The following is an 18,353-nucleotide window of genomic DNA, read 5'->3' on the forward strand; positions in this document are numbered from 1 at the left end:
AAAGAATGACGACTATGCACGATGCGAATGCCGATGCAAACTTCAACACAAACCATCCAATAGCCTTGTGGGGCGGCCGATTTAGCTCTGGTCCTTCTGCAGAGCTCGCAAAGCTTAGCAAGTCAACGCAATTTGATTGGCGGTTAGCGGATGACGATATTGCAGGCTCTCGCGCACACGCACACGCATTGCATCGTGCAAGTTTATTAACAAATCAAGAATATGCAGATCTTTGCAAAGCGCTAGACGAGTTGCAAAAACGCGTAGATAATGGCACTTTTGCGCCGATTGAAGAAGACGAGGACGAAGCAACAGCATTAGAGCGCGGTCTGCTTGAGATTGCAGGAAGCGAGCTAGGTGGAAAACTTAGGGCTGGCCGCTCTAGAAACGACCAAATCGCAGCTTTAATACGCATGTTTTTGCGCAGACACTCGCGCGTTTTGGCTGCTCTCGTGTTAGATGTTTGCAATGCTTTAGTTGCTCAATCTTTAGAAGCAAAAGACGCTGTAATGCCTGGGCGAACTCACATGCAACACGCTCAGCCTATTTTGCTTGCACACCAGCTAATGGCTCATGTTTGGCCGCTTTTGCGAGACGTAAATCGCCTTGCGGATTGGGATTTGCGCGCAAACGAAAGTCCATACGGAGCAGGCGCTTTGGCTGGCAACACTCTTGGCTTAGACCCCGAAGAAGTTGCTAAAGAGCTTGGTTTTTCTGCTGTTTGTGCAAACTCGATTGATGCTACAGCAAGCCGCGATGTTGTTGCGGAGTTTGCGTTTATTGCATCTATGATTGGCGTTGATATTTCTCGCTTAAGCGAAGAGATTATTATATGGAATACTCAAGAATTTGCGTTCGTAACTTTAGACGATGCTTATTCGACGGGTTCTTCGATTATGCCTCAAAAGAAGAATCCAGATATTGCGGAGCTTGCTAGAGGTAAAGCTGGGCGATTAATCGGAGATTTAACTGGATTAATGGCCACTCTTAAAGGTCTTCCAACCGCTTATGCGCGCGATTTGCAAGAAGATAAAGAGGCGGTTTTTGACCAAATCGACACTCTAGAAGTTTTGCTTCCAGCGTTTGCAGGAATGGTTAGAACAATGCGATTTAACACGCCTCGCTTGCTTGAGCAGTCTGCAACTGGTTTTGCTCTTGCTACCGACATTGCAGAATGGCTTGTAAAACAAGGCGTTCCTTTCCGCAATGCGCATACGTTATCGGGATTATGCGTAAAGCGCGCTGAAAGTCTTAAATGCGATTTAAGCGATTTGAGTAACGACGATTATGCAACGATTTTAGACGGCATTATTGATGCAAATAAAATACCAGATCTTAGACTTGTTCTTTCTAGCTATGGCTCTGTTTCTTCTAGATGCGGCAAAGGCGGAACAGCTTTTGTGCGCGTAAAAGAGCAAATTAATCAAGCTCAGCTTGCGATTAGCGAGTACAAGAAATTCGCTGAATCTGTAAGCTACGGAACAGCTTATAAGAGTGTCTCCATGTGCTGCCAAAATTGAAAGGCTTGTAGCGCGCAAATGCGCCCGATATTTTCGGTAATTTTTGCAATAATAAGGAGATATAAATGGCTCAGGTGAGGAATTACAAAGAAGCTGGATTTGCTTCTTTGTTTGAAGAGCTAAAGTGGCGTGGATTGATTTCTCAATCTACAGACGAACAGCAACTTGCTCAAGCACTTGACGGAGAACCATTAACTTATTATTGCGGCTACGATCCTACTGCTGCATCGCTTCATATTGGCAATCTTGTTCAGCTTATTAACATGCGTCATTTGCAAGCTGCAGGCCATCATCCTATTGCTTTGGTTGGCGGTGCTACGGGCTTGATTGGAGATCCGCGTCAAAGCGGAGAGCGCACGCTTAATTCCAAAGATATTGTTGCTGGCTGGGCGGAGCGTTTGCGAAAGCAAATTGGCCGCATCTTGCCTCTTGATGGAGAAAATCCTGTTCGTTTTGTAAGCAACTACGACTGGGTTTCTAAAATGTCTGCTATCGACTTTTTGCGCGATGTTGGCAAGAACTTTAGAGTTGGCACAATGCTTTCTAAAGATATTGTTGCTCGCCGCTTAAACTCCGACGAAGGTATTTCGTTTGCAGAGTTTAGCTACCAGGTTTTGCAAGGAAACGACTTCTTGTATTTGTTTGATAATTACAACGTTACTTTGCAGCTTGGTGGATCTGACCAGTGGGGCAATTTGACTTCTGGCATGGATTTGATTCGTAAGGTTCGCGGAGCTTCTGTGCACGTGTTTACAAGCCCGATTATTACGGATAATCAAGGTCGTAAGTTTGGCAAGTCGGAGGGTAACGCAATGTGGCTTGATCCTACAATGCTTAGCCCTTATCGCTTCTATCAATTCTGGTTTAATCAGCCAGATGATGAAGTTGTTAAGCTTCTTAAGGCTTTTACGTTCTTGCCTAAGAGCGAGATTGAGCGTTTGGAAAAGCAAATTCAAGAAGATCCAGGAAGCAGAGAAGCTCAGCGTGTGCTCGCTTGGGAAGTTACAAGCTTCGTGCATGGCGAGGATGTTACAAATCAGGCGATTGCAGCTTCTGGAGCGCTTTTTGGTAAGGGTGATTTAGACGCTATTGACGAGCAAACTCTTGAAGCTGCTTTAGATGGCGTTAAAGTTAAAGCACAAGATGGCACTTTGGAATTTGCTAAAGCGCATGTTGCAGATCGTGTTGTTGAGGCCGCTGTTGCTGCAGGATTGTTCCGTACTATTTCCGAGGCTCGTAGAGCTATTGAAGCTGGCGGATTGTACGTTAACAATAATCGCGTAGAAAGCGTTGATGACGTTTTGAGCGATAGCTCATTCTTGCACGGTCGTTTTGCTTTGATTCGTAGAGGCAAGAAGGCTATTGGTGCAGTTGAGCGCGCGTAGTTTTTAAGTGCACTTGATTTGTTTTTAGCATTAGATTTTAGTATAATTTTATATTTTTAGACTTTGAAAGGTATGCCAATAATGGGCGAAGAACGCGGATCGCGTAGTGGTAAGTCGTTTGGTAATCGTGGCCATTTTAGCCGTCAAAATGGCGGTAAGAACGGGGAACATCGCGGAGGATTCCACAAAGGTGGGTTCCATAAAGGTGAGGAAAATCACGGCGGTTTCCACAAGGATGGATTCCACAAGGATGGTTTCCACAAGAGTGGCTTTAAGAAGAACGGTTTTAAGAAGAACGCGGATCGCAAGTTTGATGGCGATGGTGAGCGCAGGTTTGAGCGCGATAATCGCAAGTTTGACAGAAAAGATAATCGAGAAGATAAGCGCAATCGTGATAATCGATACAATCATAGCGATTACAATAAGCGCACGAATCGTGGTTTTGAGTCTGATTCAAAAGAATCGGGAAATCCAAGATATAAGAAGTTTGATCGCGATAATCGCACAGAACGTGGCGAGCGCAAGTTTGATCGCGATGGTGAGCGCAGGTTTAACCGCGATAATAATGACAATCGCGGCGGATTTCACAAGAGTGGATTTAAGAAGAACGATTCTAGAAAGCGCAATTCGAAGTCGTCTTTCCGCTTTGAAAATGGCCCTCGTAGAAACTCGGATGGAACTGTTTCTTACCCATCTCAAAACCCGTATACCGATAGGCGTCCAGGCGAGCCAAAAATGCCTAAGGGCTTAGAATATTCAATGCTTTCTAAGGAGTCTCGTGAGCGTCTGCGTGGTCTTTCTAAGGAGCATTCCGAAAACATTGGTTTGCATATTCTCGCAGCTTATGCTTTGCAAGACGAAGATCCAGAGCTTGCTTTAGAACACGCAAAGTGGGCTGCAAAGCAGGCATCTCGCATTGATTTTTCGCGCGAAACGCTAGGATTTATTGCATACCGCCAAGGCGATTATAAGCTTGCTGCGCGCGAGTTTAGAACGGCTATGCGAATGAATGGCTACACGGATTATCTTCCATTTATTGCAGATTGCGAGCGCGGCATGGGCAACCTCGATAAAGCGCTGGAAATTTGCATGTCGGACGAAGCTAAAAGCGTTAGCGGCGAAGTTAAAGCAGAAATGTTCCTTGTGTATGCAGGCGTTTTGGCGGATACAAACCATGCAGATAAGGCGATTGAGCTTGTTCACGCAATGGGCAGGTCTAAGGGCTTGCCTGGCGAGTATAGAATGCGCGCTGTGCAAGCGGAGCAGTACTTCCTGGAGGAGGCTGGGCGAAGCGATGAGGCGATTGAGCTTGATTCTTTGCTGGATCGCTTAGAAGAGCAATATGCAGATATTGAAGACGAAGAAAATCCAGAAGATGTTGTGATTGACTACGATTTGGAACATCTTAATGATGCGATTATGGACGAAGTTGGCATTAGTGAAGATGATGCGCAATTTGCTCCAGATGATGATTTGGATGATTCGGATGATTCGGATGATTATTCAGACGATGATTCAGACAATTCGGACGATTATTCAGACAATTCAGACGAAGATTCACAAATCGCAGATAATACTGAAACTGTAGAGATGAATGCAGTTAAGCCTAAAGAGGAATAGTACAAGTCACATTCTCTAAGCCCAGCTTCTGTATTGTAAAAGTATAGTAAGCTGGGCATTTTCTACTTTAGTATTTTTAAAATCATGTGGGGATATTCTATGCAACTTGATGAACGAGCGAATTTTTCAAATAGTAAATCTGCGTTAAGCAAGGATTTTCGCTTAGCTTTGCTTGACTTAGATGGCGTAGTGTATAGAGGTGGAAAATCCGTTGAATACGCTGCTGAATCAATTGAAAATGCTCAAAAAAATGGCATGTTTGTTGAATACACAACTAATAATTCTTCTCGTTTTCAAGAAGTTGTAGCAAGTCAGCTAGAAAGTTTTGGCTTAAAAGTAGAGCCGTGGCAAATAATAACGTCTTCGCTTGTAGCTGCTCGAATGGTTGCTAGATATGTTCCAAGCGGTTCAAACGTTTTAGTTCTAGGCGCAGATCATCTTGTACAAGAGGTTCGTAGCGCTGGTCTTAATCCAGTAAAGTCTTGTAAAGAAAATCCGCAGGCTGTAATTCAAGGCTGGTATCCGCAAATGACTTGGCAAGAAATGGCACAAGTTGCTTTTGCTGTAGAGCGTGGAGCTAAGTATTTTGTTACTAATCGCGATTTAACAATTCCGCGTGAGTTTGGTATAGCTCCTGGATGCGGTTCCATGATTCAAGCTGTAGTAAATGCCACTGGAGTAGAGCCTATTGCGTCTGCAGGAAAGCCTGAGTGTGCAATGTATGACGAAGCGCGATTGCTGGTTGCTGCAAACGCAAAGCACAATGATGAAGATGTTAAAGAATATTCGCAAAAAGACGAATTTGGAAATCCGCTAATAAGCATTGAGCGCTCGCTGGCTGTAGGAGACAGATTAGATACAGACATTGAAGCAGGTACCAGAGGAGGGTATGAGTCTCTTCTAGTGCTTACGGGCGTTACAAATCCGCGCATGTTGCTTGAAGCTCCAAAACACTTGCGACCAAGCTTTGTTTCTAAAGATTTAAGGGGACTAAACGAGGTGCATGTTGCTCCAAAGCGCGTTGACGATTCTACGTTTACGTGCGGCGATTCTAGAGCGCAAATCGTTAGTAACTCTATTGAAGTAAATAATCCTAATGATTGCAACGCTTTGCGAGCTGCTTGTGCGCTCGCTTGGAGCTTAATAGACAGTGGAAAATCGCTTGAAGATTACATTCTTCCAGAGTTTTCTTTGTGACTTTATAACTTTGCGATTTGTAACTTGTGACTTTGTTGCTTGCGACTTACGACTTTAGACTTTAAGCGAGGTTTTTAATGCTAGACGAAGATGATTTAGCTCAGCGCTTAGACTGCGCGCTTGTAAATCGTAGTTTAGTAAAAAGTAGAACTACATCTCAACGCTTAATAAAGTCTGGAGTAGTAAAAGTAGATAATCGCATTGTTAAAAAATCGTCATTTTTAGTAAAAGAATCGCAAAAAATAAGCCTTGACGAATCAAAGGAAGAAAATTCTTGCGTTAAATACGTTTCTAGGGGAGCGCTAAAACTCGAAGGCGCATTCCGCTTATTTGAGAATTTGGGCTTAAAAGTTGATTCAAATACTAAAGCATTAGATATTGGCGCTTCCACTGGCGGTTTTTGCGATTATTTGTTGCAAAATGGCGTCAATAGCGTTATAGCTTTAGACGTTGGGCACGGTCAATTGCACACAAAAATCGCAAGCAATCCGCGCGTTATTGAAATGAGTGGCGTAAATATTAGAGATGTTTATGCGGAAGATTTACCATACAAGCCGAATCTTATAGTCTCCGACGTCTCCTTTATATCTCTTAGCTTTGTGATTCCAGTAATTGCACGTATTGCGCAAAATAACGCGAATATTGTTCTTCTTGTAAAACCGCAATTTGAAGTTGGTAAAGGAAATCTTGGCAAGCGCGGAATTGTAACAGATAAAAATCTAAGACTTAAAGCCCTAGAAAATATTAAAGAATGCGCTAAAAACAATTGTTTAAGCGTTATTGCAACTCATGAATCTCCTATAGAGGGAACTCACGGAAACGTTGAGTATCTTCTTTACGCGCAATATCGCAATATGTAGTGCAACAATTACAATAACTATTAATGTTTGTAAAGCTGCGATTAGGCTACGATTAATCTGTAAATAAGCTACGATTAATCTACAAATAGCTACAAAGGGGGCGCTATGCAAGAACGTTTAGAAGGGAATTGTACTTCTCGCAATGCTCTTGTGGTTACTCATGCGCGTCTTGATAGCAACAGTGCTGTTGTAAATCAAGTTACTACTCAACTTAAAAACGCTGGTTTTAATGTTAGCGTGTTTCATAGTGCTGCAGTGTCGGATTTTGCGCAAAAAATCGCTCAAGGAGTAGATAAAAATACGGAAATTGTTGTTGTGCTAGGTGGGGATGGCACAATGCTTCAGGCTGCAGAATTGGTGCATTGCACTCCTGTTCCAATAATTGGAATAAACCTTGGGCATGTTGGTTTTTTGGCGGAATTTGAGAGCTTCCAGATAGATGAAGCTGTGCGAAGAATTGCGCAAAAAGACTATTTCTTAGAGCATAGAATGGAAGCGCATGTAGACGTTTGGCTTCCTGGAGCCAGCGAGCCTTTAAGTGATTGGGCGCTTAACGATATTACTTTAGATAGGGCAGATCGCGGGCGAATGGTGGAGCTTTCGATTCGCGTTGACAATGTTGAAATGTCGTCTTTTGGATGCGATGGCGTGATTGTTTCTACGCCTACTGGTTCTACTGCGTACGCGTTTTCGGCAGGCGGCCCGATTATGTGGCCAAACGTTGAGGCTTTGCAACTGGTTCCTTTGGCTGCGCACGCACTATTTTCTAGGCCGCTAATAATTGGAGCAGGATCTACTTTTACGATTGATATTTTGCAAGAATCATCTTCTGGTGGGTGGATTTGCTGCGATGGAAGGCGTCAAAGAGCTTTGCCGCAAGGTTCTAGGATTCAAATTAGGCAATCTAAAGATGAGTTGCTTTTAGCGCGACTTTCTGGAGTTCCGTTTACACAAAGATTAGTCACAAAGTTTGATTTGCCAGTTGTTGGATGGCGTGAAAATCGCCGAAAAGTGGACGCTAGACCTAAGATTTATGAAGCAAATCTTCATAATGAAACCGATAGAAATTATGAAGATGGTGTAGGCGTAAAAAATGCGGATGGTAACGCGGATTGTAACGCGGATTATCCAATCGTCCCTAATAATCTAAACCTATAGGGGGTATTTGTGCTTGAAGAACTTGAGATTCGTAATTTAGGCCCAATTTCTAATGCCATTATTACTCCTTCTAAAGGAATGACTGCAATAACTGGCGAAACGGGTGCTGGAAAGTCCATGCTTTTAAGCGCTATAAAGCTTATATCTGGAGGAAAAGCAGATTTGGCAAAAGTATCATCTTTTGCAAATGAGTCGTGGGCTCAAGGCGTGTTTTCTGTGTCAAAATCTAGCGATGTTGCGCAAATATTGCAAGAATCTGGGATTAATGCCGAAGAATGTGAAGATGACGATTCTAAAGAAGACGTTTACGTATCTAGGTCTGTTCCAAAAAATGGTAGATCAAGAGCTGTAATCTCTGGTTATTCTGTTCCAAAATCATTGCTAGAAAGTGTTTGCTCGCACACAATAACAATTCATGGTCAAAGCGATCAGCTTCGCATAGCAACCGCCGCAAAACAGCGTGAATTCTTGGATTCAATCTCGTGCAATTCTAAAGAACTACAAGACTATGAATCAGCGTTTAATAAGTGGCAAAATGCTGTTGAAGCCTATAATCGACTTATAAATCAGCAATCGTCTTCTAGGCAGCGCGCAGACTACTTGCGCGAATCGTTAGAAAAAATTCGCCAAGTTGATCCAAAACCAAATGAGGATGAAAATCTTAAAGCTAAAAGAGATCGCATAGAAAACGCTGCTCAAATCGTTGGAGCTATTAGCGAAGCAATCTCTTCGTTGGACGCAAGTCAAATTGACTATGGCGCAATAGATTCAGTTGACGCATTGCATTTGGTAGACAATGCTGCTAGGGCAATTCGTTCGATTCGAGTTGACGGAGATTATAGCGCTATTGCAAATCAACTTGACGATATTTCTTCCCAAATTTCCGACATTGTTATGCAACTTGCGCAGCAGTTAGATGTTGACGAGAGTCAGGAAGATTTAGACGCTATTAACAATCGTATTCACGATTTAAGCGATTTAACGCGCAGATGGGGTCCGCAAATCGCAGATGTTTTGGATTGGGCTAAAAAAGCACAATTTGAGCTTGAAGATTTGGATGATTCGCCAGAAGCTATTTCGCGCGCTAAAGACTTGTGCGAGAAGACTTATAAAGATGCTGAAAACCTTGCCGAAGTTCTTTATAACACGCGCAAAGTTGTTGCAGAAAAGTTTAGCGACGAGGTTAGCAAAGAGCTTGATTCCTTATCTATGCCAGATGCGCAACTTTTGATTAATGTTTCTAAGAGTGCTAAAAACAAGGACGGAAAATTTGATTTAAACGTGCACGGCTTAGATAGTGTTGAGTTTCTTTTTAAGCCTTTCCCTGCATCTAATTATTTGCCAATGGGCAGTAGTGCTTCGGGCGGCGAACTCAGTAGGCTTATGCTTGCAATGGAGCTTGTTGCTGCAAAGTTTAACCACAGCAATAATCAATCAATGACGTTTATCTTCGACGAAGTTGACGCTGGCGTTGGCGGAGTGGCAGCCGTAGAGTTAGGCAAGCGCTTGGCTTTGCTTGCTAAAAGTTCACAAGTGATTGTTGTAACGCATTTGGCTCAAGTAGCAGCTTTTGCAAACGTTCAATTTGTTGTTAGAAAAAAGATTAAAAGCGCGGCGGATTCTGAAGCTGATCCTAGTGCGGATTCTGGCGAGAATTCTAGCTTTGCAGATACAACTGTTAGCAAATTAGATGAAATTAGTCGCCAAAGCGAAATCGCAAGAATGCTTTCGGGAAGCCAATCGCAAGCATCTTTGGATCATGCAAAAGAATTGCTTGAAAATAGTAAAGTTTAATGAAGAATCTTAAGCTAATTAAAAGTAATTTTATAAACAGGATTAAAACAGATTTTTCTAAAACAGAATAATAGGGTTAATATCAAAGATAATCAGGATTAATAATATGAGCGAAAATGCATTAGTTGATAATTCAAATTGTGCTGCGATTTTTGATTTTGACGGAACTTTGCTTGACTCGTTAGACGTTTGGGACAAGATAGACGAAGAGAGTTTTGCTAAACGCGGTATTAAAGTGCCGCTCGATTTTGCCGATTCCACTGCCACAATGACTCCTCGCCAAGTTGCGGATTACGTTATTGAGCGTTTTGGTTTTACGGATTCTCCCGAAGATTTAATGAAAGAGTGGCAAGACATGGCTTTTAACGCATACTCAAAGCATTTGCCACTTAGAAAAGGCGCTAAAAATTACGTTGATTATTTGCATAAAACGGGTGCGAAATTAGTTCTTATAACTACTCTTTCTAAGTCTTTATGCGTTGCTGCATTAAAGCGTACGGACTTGTATGATTACTTTGATTTGATGATTTTTGGAGAAGATTTAGAAAGTAATGCAAAAAATAGTCCTAAAACTTACGTTGACTTAGCAAAGCGAATTGGCGTAAAAGCAAGCGATTGCACTGTTTTTGAAGATTCTGATTCAGCACTAAAGTCAGCTTGTTTAGCTGGAATGAAAACTTGTGGGGTAGCGGATTTAATAAATGGCGATTTTGACTTTGCGCCAAAAAGTCTTAAATAAATTGCAAAGTCTTAAATAAAAAAAGTTGAGGTGAGGTTTCACATACCCCGGGTTTTGTCGCGTGCAAATGCACACGGATGACCATCCATCTCGATTTGACGTTACCGCCAAACTCTAGCAGTCTACCCGAAGACTTAGGCGAGCAGCCCTTAAACACCTTCTGCTTGACCTTGCTCCCAATGAGGCTTGCCATGCGGCTAACTGTTACCAGAAGCCCGGTGGTCTCTTACACCGCCGTTTCACCCTTACCTAAACAAAAGTTTAGGCGGTCTATTCTCTGTTGCGCTATCTCTCAGGTTGCCCTGGGCGGACGTTATCCGCCATTGTGCTCTACGGAGCCCGGAAGTTCCTCAGCTGCTCCGAATGAACATTGCAGCCGCGGTCATCGTGAAACCTCAACCTTCCCAATTATAGCAGACGTCTTAATTTTGCGCATATTTTGCGACTCGCTAGAAAATGGCGGCTTTTAGCGGATATAATAGATGTATCAGCGGCGCTGGTGCCGTTGACGTGTACACAAACCGATTTATATCGGATTACTTAAGGAGGTTCGCATGGAAATCGTCATCACTGGACGTCATACGCAAATTAAGCAAAGATTCCGTGACGTTGTAGAAAGCAAGATGAATCGTGTGACCGCCATTGCTCCAGATGCTCAGCGCATTCAGATTGTGCTTAACACTGAGGGCAATCCAAGGCAGGCAGATACTGCAAAAAGAGTTGAAATTACTGTAGTTGCAGGAAGTACGGTTATTCGCGCAGAGGCGTCTAGCACAGATCAATACAGTGCATTAGATATGGCGTTAGATAAGTTGACGCTTCGCTTGCGCAGAACTCGAGATCGCCGCAAGGATCATCGTCGTGGCTACGAGCAGATGGTTCCAGTTGATTTGGGTGTTGTAGAGCCAGAAGTTGAAACAACTGTTGAAGAAGTTGTTCAAGAAGATGGAACAAATAGCGCAGATGCTGCGGTTGCTTCCGACTTAGGTCCTGGCGAATCTGTAGAGGTGAGTGTTGGAGATACTCCTATTGTGATTCGTCGTAAGCTCCACATTGCCGAGCCAATGAGCATTGATGAAGCATTGTACGAGATGGAACTTATTGGTCATGATTTCTTCCTGTTTGTGAATAAAGAAACCATGCGTCCATCGGTTGTATACCGTAGGCATGGATGGAGTTATGGTGTGTTTGAGATTGATACTCCAGAAAATGTTGCTAAAAAGAAGTAACAAAACAGTAAAGAAGTAATGAAAGAATAAAAGCAAATAAAGGTAAATAGAATAACTAATATGAGTTCAATGCCCGTCTAGTAATAAGCTAGGCGGGCATTTTATGCGTTGTTTTGGACTCGCGAGCTGCAAAAATCGTAGCCGTCGCGTAATATAGGCACAGTTTACGTCTATATTGGCTAGCCGAATAATAGACACGACCTAAGGGAGCTAAACGTGGTAGATATCGTTGATAAAGCCTTGCGCATGGGTGAAGGCCGTCAATTGAAGCGCCTTGAGAACGTTGCGAAGGCTGTGAATGCGCTTGAAGATCAGATTTCTGCGCTTTCGGACGAGGAACTTAAAGGACAAACGGCAAAATTCAAGCAAAAGTTAGACAATGGTGCGAAGCTTGATGACTTAATGCCAGAAGCCTTTGCTACAGTGCGAGAAGTTTCAAAGCGTACTCTTGGTCAGCGTCACTTTGACGTTCAGCTTATGGGTGGTGCAGCATTGCATTGGGGCAATATTGCAGAAATGAAGACTGGTGAAGGTAAAACACTCGTTGCAACACTGCCTAGCTATTTGAACGCTTTGGAAGGCAAGGGCGTTCATGTTGTTACTGTTAACGACTATCTTGCTAGCTACCAGAGTGAGCTTATGGGTCGTATTTACAGGTTCCTTGGCATGAGCGTTGGATGCATTATTACAGATCAGCAGCCACCAGAGCGCAGGAAGCAATATAACGCAGATATTACTTACGGCACAAACAACGAGTTTGGCTTTGACTATTTGCGAGATAACATGGCTTGGGAAAAGGGCGATCTTGTTCAGCGTGGTCATCACTATGCAATCGTCGATGAGGTTGATTCCATTCTTATTGATGAGGCTCGTACGCCACTTATTATCTCGGGACCTGCCGAGGGCGATGTTACGCGTTGGTATCGCGAGTTTGCAAAGCTTGTTCTAAAGCTTGATCGCGATGTTGATTACAAGATTGACGAAAAGCGCAAGACTGCTGGTATTTTGGATCCAGGCATTGCAAAGATTGAAGATTATTTAGGTATTGATAATCTTTACGAGCCAAGCAACACTGCTTTGATTGGCTACTTGAACAATGCTTTGAAAGCTAAGGAATTGTTCCTTCTTGATCGCGATTATGTTGTTACTAATGGCGAAGTTTTGATTGTTGACGAGCACACTGGCCGTGTTCTTCCAGGTCGTCGTTATAGCGAAGGCTTGCATCAAGCGATTGAAGCTAAAGAGAATGTTGAAGTAAAAGCAGAAAATCAGACTTTTGCAACTATTACTTTGCAAAACTACTTCCGCATGTACGACAAGCTTGCTGGCATGACTGGTACAGCAGAAACGGAAGCTGCCGAGTTTATGGGAACATACAAGCTTGGCGTTCTTCCAATTCCTTCTAACCGTCCAGTTATTCGTATGGATAAGGATGATTTGATCTTCCGCACTAAGAAGGAAAAGCTTGCTGCGATTGTTCGAGATGTAGCTCAGCGTCATGCAAAGGGTCAGCCTGTTTTGCTTGGTACTGCATCGGTTGAATCTTCCGAAATCGTTTCCTCGCTTTTGGATGTTGCTCGTATTCCTCATCAAGTGTTGAATGCTAAGCAAAACGCTAAGGAAGCAGCTGTTGTTGCTGTTGCAGGTCGTAAGGGTGCTGTGACTGTTGCTACAAACATGGCAGGTCGTGGTACAGATATTATGCTTGGCGGAAACGTTGAGTTTTTGGCAGATGCAAAGCTTAAAGCAGAAGGCTATTCTCCAGACGATACTCCAGAAGAGTATGAGAAGCGTTGGCCAGGCGTTTTGGCAGAAGTTAAGGAACAAGTTAAAGACGAGCACGAAGAAGTTAAGAAGCTTGGTGGCTTGTATGTTTTAGGCACTGAGCGCCACGAATCTCGTCGTATTGATAATCAGCTTAGAGGCCGTTCTGGCCGTCAGGGTGATCCTGGCGAATCGCGCTTCTACTTAAGCTTGGAAGATGACTTAATGCGTTTGTTCAACACTCAGCTTGTTGCGCGTGTTATGGCTAAGGGCTTGCCAGAAGGCGAACCAATCGAATCTAAGTATGTTTCTAATGGCGTGCGCACGGCTCAAAAGACTGTTGAAGCGCGTAACTTTGAAATGCGTAAGAACGTTTTGAAGTATGACGATGTTATGAACAAGCAGCGTACCGTTATTTATTCAGAACGTCAGGCTGTTCTTAAGGGCGAAGATATTCACGAAGATATCTTAAAGTTTATTAAAGATACTGCAGATAGCTACGTTCGTGGAGCAATGAACGGTTCCGATAAGCCTAAGGATTGGGATTGGGAAGGCCTTAAAGATGCTGTGAACGCAGTTATGCCAATTATTGTTGATTGGGATCAGCTTCGCTTGCAAATTGAGCCTCTTAAGGGTCAAAAAGCTGTTGATACTTTAAGAGACACGATTGTAGATGGTGTAACAACTATTTATGCAGTGTTTGAAGAGCGAATGGGCTCCGATAGTTTGCGTCAGTTTGAGCGCAGAGTTGTTTTGGCTGTTCTTGATAGAAAGTGGCGCGAACATCTTTACGAGATGGACTACTTAAAGGATGGCATTGGCTTGCGCGGTATGGGTCAGCGAGATCCTTTGGTTGAGTACCAACGCGAAGGTTTCCAAATGTACAACTCTATGATTGAGGCCATTAAGGAAGAGTCTATTCAGCTTCTGTTCCGTATGAATCTTGAGCAGATTGTTGCAGAAACAGAAAATCAAGATGATTCTTACATTGACGAAAGCATTGAGCAAGAAGAGCAAGAAGAAGACGAGCATTCTGGAATCGTCGGTCCTGCTCCTATGAGCCATGCAGAAGGCGAAGTTCCATTAAGCAAGCGTCCAAAGGCGGAGGAGTGGAAGACTCCTTGGGCCGATGGTCGTACGTTCCCTGGAACAAATAAGAACGACGAATGCCCATGCGGATCTGGCAGAAAGTACAAGCTTTGCCACGGTCAAAATGAGGATTAAAGTCAACGTTTTATAAAGTAAACGTCTAATAAAATGAGGCTGGTGTTAATGCATCAGCCTCATTCTTTTCTTTTTTGCTCGAATACACCTAAACTCGCTAGTTCTAAACTCGCGCGCCTTTTCCAAACTCGTTATAGTCTTCGCTAGAAGTATTGTCCTTTTTTCTGCTCATAAGTAGGCCTGCGCCACCAATCAAAAATAGGAAAGCGCTAACAGAGCCAGTGTAAATCGCAAAATATGGCACTAGAACGCTCAAAATCATGCCTAAAACGCCCAAAACAAACACGCTCCATAAAACTACAAGGGTAATGGGAACGTTCTTAAAATGGGGGTTTGGAGCAACAAAGTCATCTCCGTAGTCGTCCATTGTTTTATCAACATCGAGCCAGCTTGATGTTGTGTTATCTCTTGGACCAGGTTTAGTGCTAAATGCTATGTTTCTTAATGGTTCTGCAGCTTGATTAATGCGTTTTCTAAAGATTTTTGCGCTTTTAGACTTTTCTAAATCATTAAAATCTTTTTTGTGCTCGCTAACGAATTGAGACCAGTCGTCGTTAAAGTTTTGACTAAACGAATCGTCACCATTGCTGTTTTCGTTATTATACAAACGGTTATGGGAGTTGGTATTCTTAGAAGAAGTCATGAATTATACTGTAGCAAGTCTGCTTGATAGTTTGAATGCTATTTTGTGAATCTTGCTAGAATGGGGATTAGCATGTTGTATTGGTTCTTTGTAAAGGGGTTTGGATTCATTGCACGCTTAAGGATTCATCCTACTGCTCAAGGAGTCAACAATATTCCTAAAACAGGCGGAGCGATTATTGCAGCAAATCATCTTGCTGTTATTGACGACGCGCTTTTGCCTCTTACATGCCCTCGCATGATTCATTTTATGGGAAAAGCTGAGTATTTTGAAGGCAAAGGGTTAAAGGGCCGCTTTAAAAAGTGGTGGTTTACGTCTGTTGGCGTGTTTCCAGTGGATCGTTCTGGCGGATCAAAATCGCTTGGTGCGCTGAATCATGCTAAAGAAATCCTAGAAAAAGGTCAACTTTTTGGTATTCACATTGAAGGAACAAGAAGCCCAGATGGAAAGCTTTATAAGGGTCATTCTGGCGCTGCAAGATTAGCTCTAGAAACAGGATGCCCGATTGTTCCAGTTGCGATTATTGGCACGCGCGAACTTCAAAAACATGGCCAGATTATGCCTGCAAAGGGCAATACTAAGGCGATTTACGGAAAGCCAATCGAAGTTAGCAAGATGAGTCCAGAAGAAATTACGCACGATATTCTTCGAGATCTTACTAATAAAGTAACAAAAGCAATCCAGCAAATGAGCGGTCAAGAGTACGTTGACGAATATGCGCAAACTGTTAAAAAGCGCATGCTAGAAGAGTCGCAAGCAAAAGCGAATAATCGTTAAGCTAAGCTAAATAATCGTTAACGTTACTGTTGTTGGATTTCCGCTTTCGTCTAGAACTCTAACTTGAGACCCTGGAGCCGCGGATTGGAATCTAACAGTGTGCATAAGATCTCCTAAAGGAGCAGAAATATTAACTTTTAATCCAAGCGATTCAAGTATTCTTCTAGCTTCATTAGCGTTCTTATTGCGCACATCTGGCATTGTTATAGTCTTTGGTCCCTTAGAAACAACAACATCGAGTTTATCTCCCCAATGCATTTGCGTTCCTTTTTGCACGGACGCGCTAATAATCTTGCCTTTTTCTACTTTGTCATTAAATTCTTCGCTGTAGTTTGGAACTAATTTTGCTTCGTTAAACGCCTTATCTGCTTCTTCTTTTGTAAGATTAACAACGTCTGGCATAGAAACAGGCATTGGTCCTTTAGAAAGAATCACAGTAATATTTTTATTGTGATTCATTTGCATTCCAGGAGTTGGAGAAATCTCAACAACACATCCTTTAGGAATTTCCAAAGAATAAATGTCTTCGCTTGGTTTATGCGTAATAGAAGTAAATCCTGCCTTTTTTAATGCTTTTATAGGATCTTTTCCAGCGTTGGAAGTTGGATCTATAATATCTTCTGGAATTGTTGACTTGCGTACGCCTTTTGAAACAACAATTTTAACGCGGCCATTATTTCGTTTAGAAATTTTGCCGCCACTAAAATCTGGATTAGTGAAAATAATGTTTCCTTCGGGTATGTTGTCGCTAAAGTCTTTAGAAACGGAATAAGGAATATTAGATATTTTAAGAGTGCGCTCGTAGTCTGCCCACGGAACGTTTGTTATTTTGCATGCACTTTGGGATGCGCATTCTTGCGTATTTGGTTTTGGTAAAGACCAATAGCTTCCAGGGCCTAGATAGTACCAGTACGCGCCAAATGCTACTGCGGCTGCTGCGATTGCTGCGCAGCTTACGGATATAATAACAATGTTTTTGCGCGTTTTTTTGCCATTGTCGTTTGAATTATTAGACTTATTTCGTTTAGCTTTTAATCGTTCACTAATAAATTGCGGTGCGCGCATTGTAACAGTGAGCATATTGTTATCGTTAAAGTCTTCAAGAGGATTGCTATTCGTTGAAGTTGAATAGTTTGAAGAGACTTCATTAAAATCGGAGTTTTTTGTAGATAATGTAGGTGATGTAGATAATGTAGATAATGCTTGAGTTGCGTCAATATCAGCTGTTTTATCTATGTCTGTAGTTTTATCTATGTTTGTAGTCTTATTTAGCTTTTCTGTGCTAGCAAGCGTGTTACTAGCAAGCGTGTTGTTTGCCAATGAATCATTAGACGAATCAGAATCACTCAAAGTATTTTCACTAAAAGTATTGTTATTCAAGCTAGGCGGAAGTGGTATTTGAGATTTTAGATTAGAGTTTTTATCTTCAATCTTGTTTGCGATTATTGAGCCTTCAAGAGGTTGATTTTCTGCGTCTAAATCTACTTCAAACTTATATTGCCACTCTTCTTCGCTTAAGCCAGAGCACACGCTTCTTAAAATATTAAGCGCTTTAGAAGCGTCACTTGGTCTTTTTTCCATTTCTCGAGCAGTAATCGAACTAAGAAAATCAGCAACCGAAGAATTGATATCTTTGCAAACAGTTTTTATAGAAGGAGTGTCTTCGTGAACATGCTTAAAAACAAGCGTTACTGGATTATCCGCGTTAAAAGGAACTCTGCCAGCTAGCATCTCCCAAGCCATCATTCCTGCGGAATATAAATCTCCTTGAGGAGTTGCAAGATTCTTCTCAATCATTTCTGGAGCAAGGTATGCGGCAGTTCCAAGAAGAAGACCCGTAGAAGAAAGAGTCGCTTGAGAAATTGCACGCGCAAGTCCAAAATCGGTGATTTGCACGTTTCCGCGGTCGTTAATCAAAATGTTTTCTGGCTTAATATCTCTGTGAACAACGCCAGCAAGGTGTGCGGATGCAAGGCCATCTAAAGTTTGAGCTAACACGCGCAAAGTATCTTTTACGCTAAAAGTACCGTATTTGTTCATCTCGTATCTAAGATTTACGCCATGAACATATTCCATAACTAAGTAGTCAAGTCCTTCAAACTCGCCAGTATCGTAAACTTGAACAATATGCGGATTTGCGATTGACGCTGCAGAAGTTGCTTCTCGACGGAACCTTGCAATAAATTGTTCTCGGTGGATTCCTTGAGCAAGCTGAGTATGCATGATTTTAAGCGCAACAGGGCGATTAAGACGCTCATCTTGCGCTTTATAAACAGTAGCCATGCCACCTTCCGCTATCTTTTTAACTATGCGATAGCGATTTTCAACACACATTCCCAGTTGCGCTTGAACTTCACTCATGTAGTAAATCCCTTATACGCGTATTAAACCCACTACTTAAAAGTGTACAGGTAATACAGTAAAGAATAGTCGCAATTTGCGC

The 18,353-nt window shown here is 42.5% G+C and carries 13 protein-coding genes and 1 other RNA gene; 11 read left to right on the forward strand and 3 right to left on the reverse strand.

What is annotated here, in order from left to right; genetic code table 11:
* The first annotated feature begins 14 nt into the window (after positions 1-14).
* From argH to HXT30_RS01845, 8 genes are all read left to right on the forward strand, one after another.
* Positions 15-1,520 carry an argininosuccinate lyase gene (argH, locus tag HXT30_RS01810; protein WP_422111817.1) on the forward strand — a complete coding sequence of 502 codons (1,506 nt, stop codon included), beginning with the start codon at positions 15-17 and terminating at the stop codon, positions 1,518-1,520.
* 65 nt (positions 1,521-1,585) lie between these two features.
* Entirely contained in the window at positions 1,586-2,905 is a 1,320-nt protein-coding gene (gene tyrS / locus HXT30_RS01815) for a tyrosine--tRNA ligase (RefSeq protein WP_020973689.1), read from the forward strand.
* 81 nt (positions 2,906-2,986) lie between these two features.
* Entirely contained in the window at positions 2,987-4,525 is a 1,539-nt protein-coding gene (locus HXT30_RS01820; protein ID WP_422111706.1) for a hypothetical protein, read from the forward strand.
* Between the two features lie 99 nt (positions 4,526-4,624).
* The gene (locus HXT30_RS01825; protein ID WP_422111707.1) at positions 4,625-5,722 is read left to right on the forward strand and encodes an HAD-IIA family hydrolase; all 1,098 of its coding nucleotides are present in this window, start codon (positions 4,625-4,627) and stop codon (positions 5,720-5,722) included.
* Between the two features lie 77 nt (positions 5,723-5,799).
* Positions 5,800-6,582: a TlyA family RNA methyltransferase gene (locus HXT30_RS01830; RefSeq protein ID WP_422111708.1), complete on the forward strand. Its 783-nt coding sequence runs from the start codon at positions 5,800-5,802 to the stop codon at positions 6,580-6,582.
* Between the two features lie 105 nt (positions 6,583-6,687).
* The gene (locus HXT30_RS01835; protein ID WP_415701539.1) at positions 6,688-7,740 is read left to right on the forward strand and encodes an NAD kinase; all 1,053 of its coding nucleotides are present in this window, start codon (positions 6,688-6,690) and stop codon (positions 7,738-7,740) included.
* Between the two features lie 9 nt (positions 7,741-7,749).
* The gene (gene recN, locus HXT30_RS01840) at positions 7,750-9,534 is read left to right on the forward strand and encodes a DNA repair protein RecN (RefSeq protein ID WP_422111709.1); all 1,785 of its coding nucleotides are present in this window, start codon (positions 7,750-7,752) and stop codon (positions 9,532-9,534) included.
* Positions 9,535-9,640: 106 nt separating this feature from the next.
* Positions 9,641-10,273, forward strand: a complete 633-nt coding sequence (locus HXT30_RS01845) for an HAD family hydrolase (RefSeq protein ID WP_422111710.1) — start codon at positions 9,641-9,643, stop codon at positions 10,271-10,273.
* Between the two features lie 27 nt (positions 10,274-10,300).
* On the opposite strand, the gene rnpB is transcribed toward HXT30_RS01845, so the two are convergent.
* Positions 10,301-10,671: RNase P RNA component class A (gene rnpB, locus HXT30_RS01850), an RNA gene on the reverse strand.
* A 156-nt stretch (positions 10,672-10,827) separates the two neighbouring features.
* Here rnpB and hpf point away from each other — a divergent pair.
* Both hpf and secA read left to right on the forward strand, forming a co-directional pair.
* Positions 10,828-11,502, forward strand: coding sequence for a ribosome hibernation-promoting factor, HPF/YfiA family (gene hpf / locus HXT30_RS01855; protein ID WP_016635580.1), 675 nt, complete (start codon positions 10,828-10,830; stop codon positions 11,500-11,502).
* A 216-nt stretch (positions 11,503-11,718) separates the two neighbouring features.
* The gene (gene secA, locus HXT30_RS01860; protein ID WP_016784762.1) at positions 11,719-14,490 is read left to right on the forward strand and encodes a preprotein translocase subunit SecA; all 2,772 of its coding nucleotides are present in this window, start codon (positions 11,719-11,721) and stop codon (positions 14,488-14,490) included.
* 103 nt (positions 14,491-14,593) lie between these two features.
* Here the strand turns inward: secA and HXT30_RS01865 are convergent, their stop codons facing one another.
* Entirely contained in the window at positions 14,594-15,133 is a 540-nt protein-coding gene (locus tag HXT30_RS01865; RefSeq protein ID WP_422111711.1) for a hypothetical protein, read from the reverse strand.
* 72 nt (positions 15,134-15,205) lie between these two features.
* On the opposite strand from HXT30_RS01865, the gene HXT30_RS01870 reads away from it, so the two are divergent.
* Entirely contained in the window at positions 15,206-15,910 is a 705-nt protein-coding gene (locus HXT30_RS01870; RefSeq protein WP_032813105.1) for a lysophospholipid acyltransferase family protein, read from the forward strand.
* 6 nt (positions 15,911-15,916) lie between these two features.
* Here HXT30_RS01870 and HXT30_RS01875 read toward each other — a convergent pair whose 3' ends face one another.
* On the reverse strand, positions 15,917-18,271 hold the full coding sequence (locus HXT30_RS01875; protein WP_422111712.1) for a protein kinase domain-containing protein: 2,355 nt from the start codon (positions 18,269-18,271) through the stop codon (positions 15,917-15,919).
* Positions 18,272-18,353 lie beyond the last annotated feature (82 nt).

The organism is Gardnerella sp. DNF00571G (genome assembly GCF_049262695.1).
Taxonomy (GTDB): domain Bacteria; phylum Actinomycetota; class Actinomycetes; order Actinomycetales; family Bifidobacteriaceae; genus Bifidobacterium; species Bifidobacterium piotii.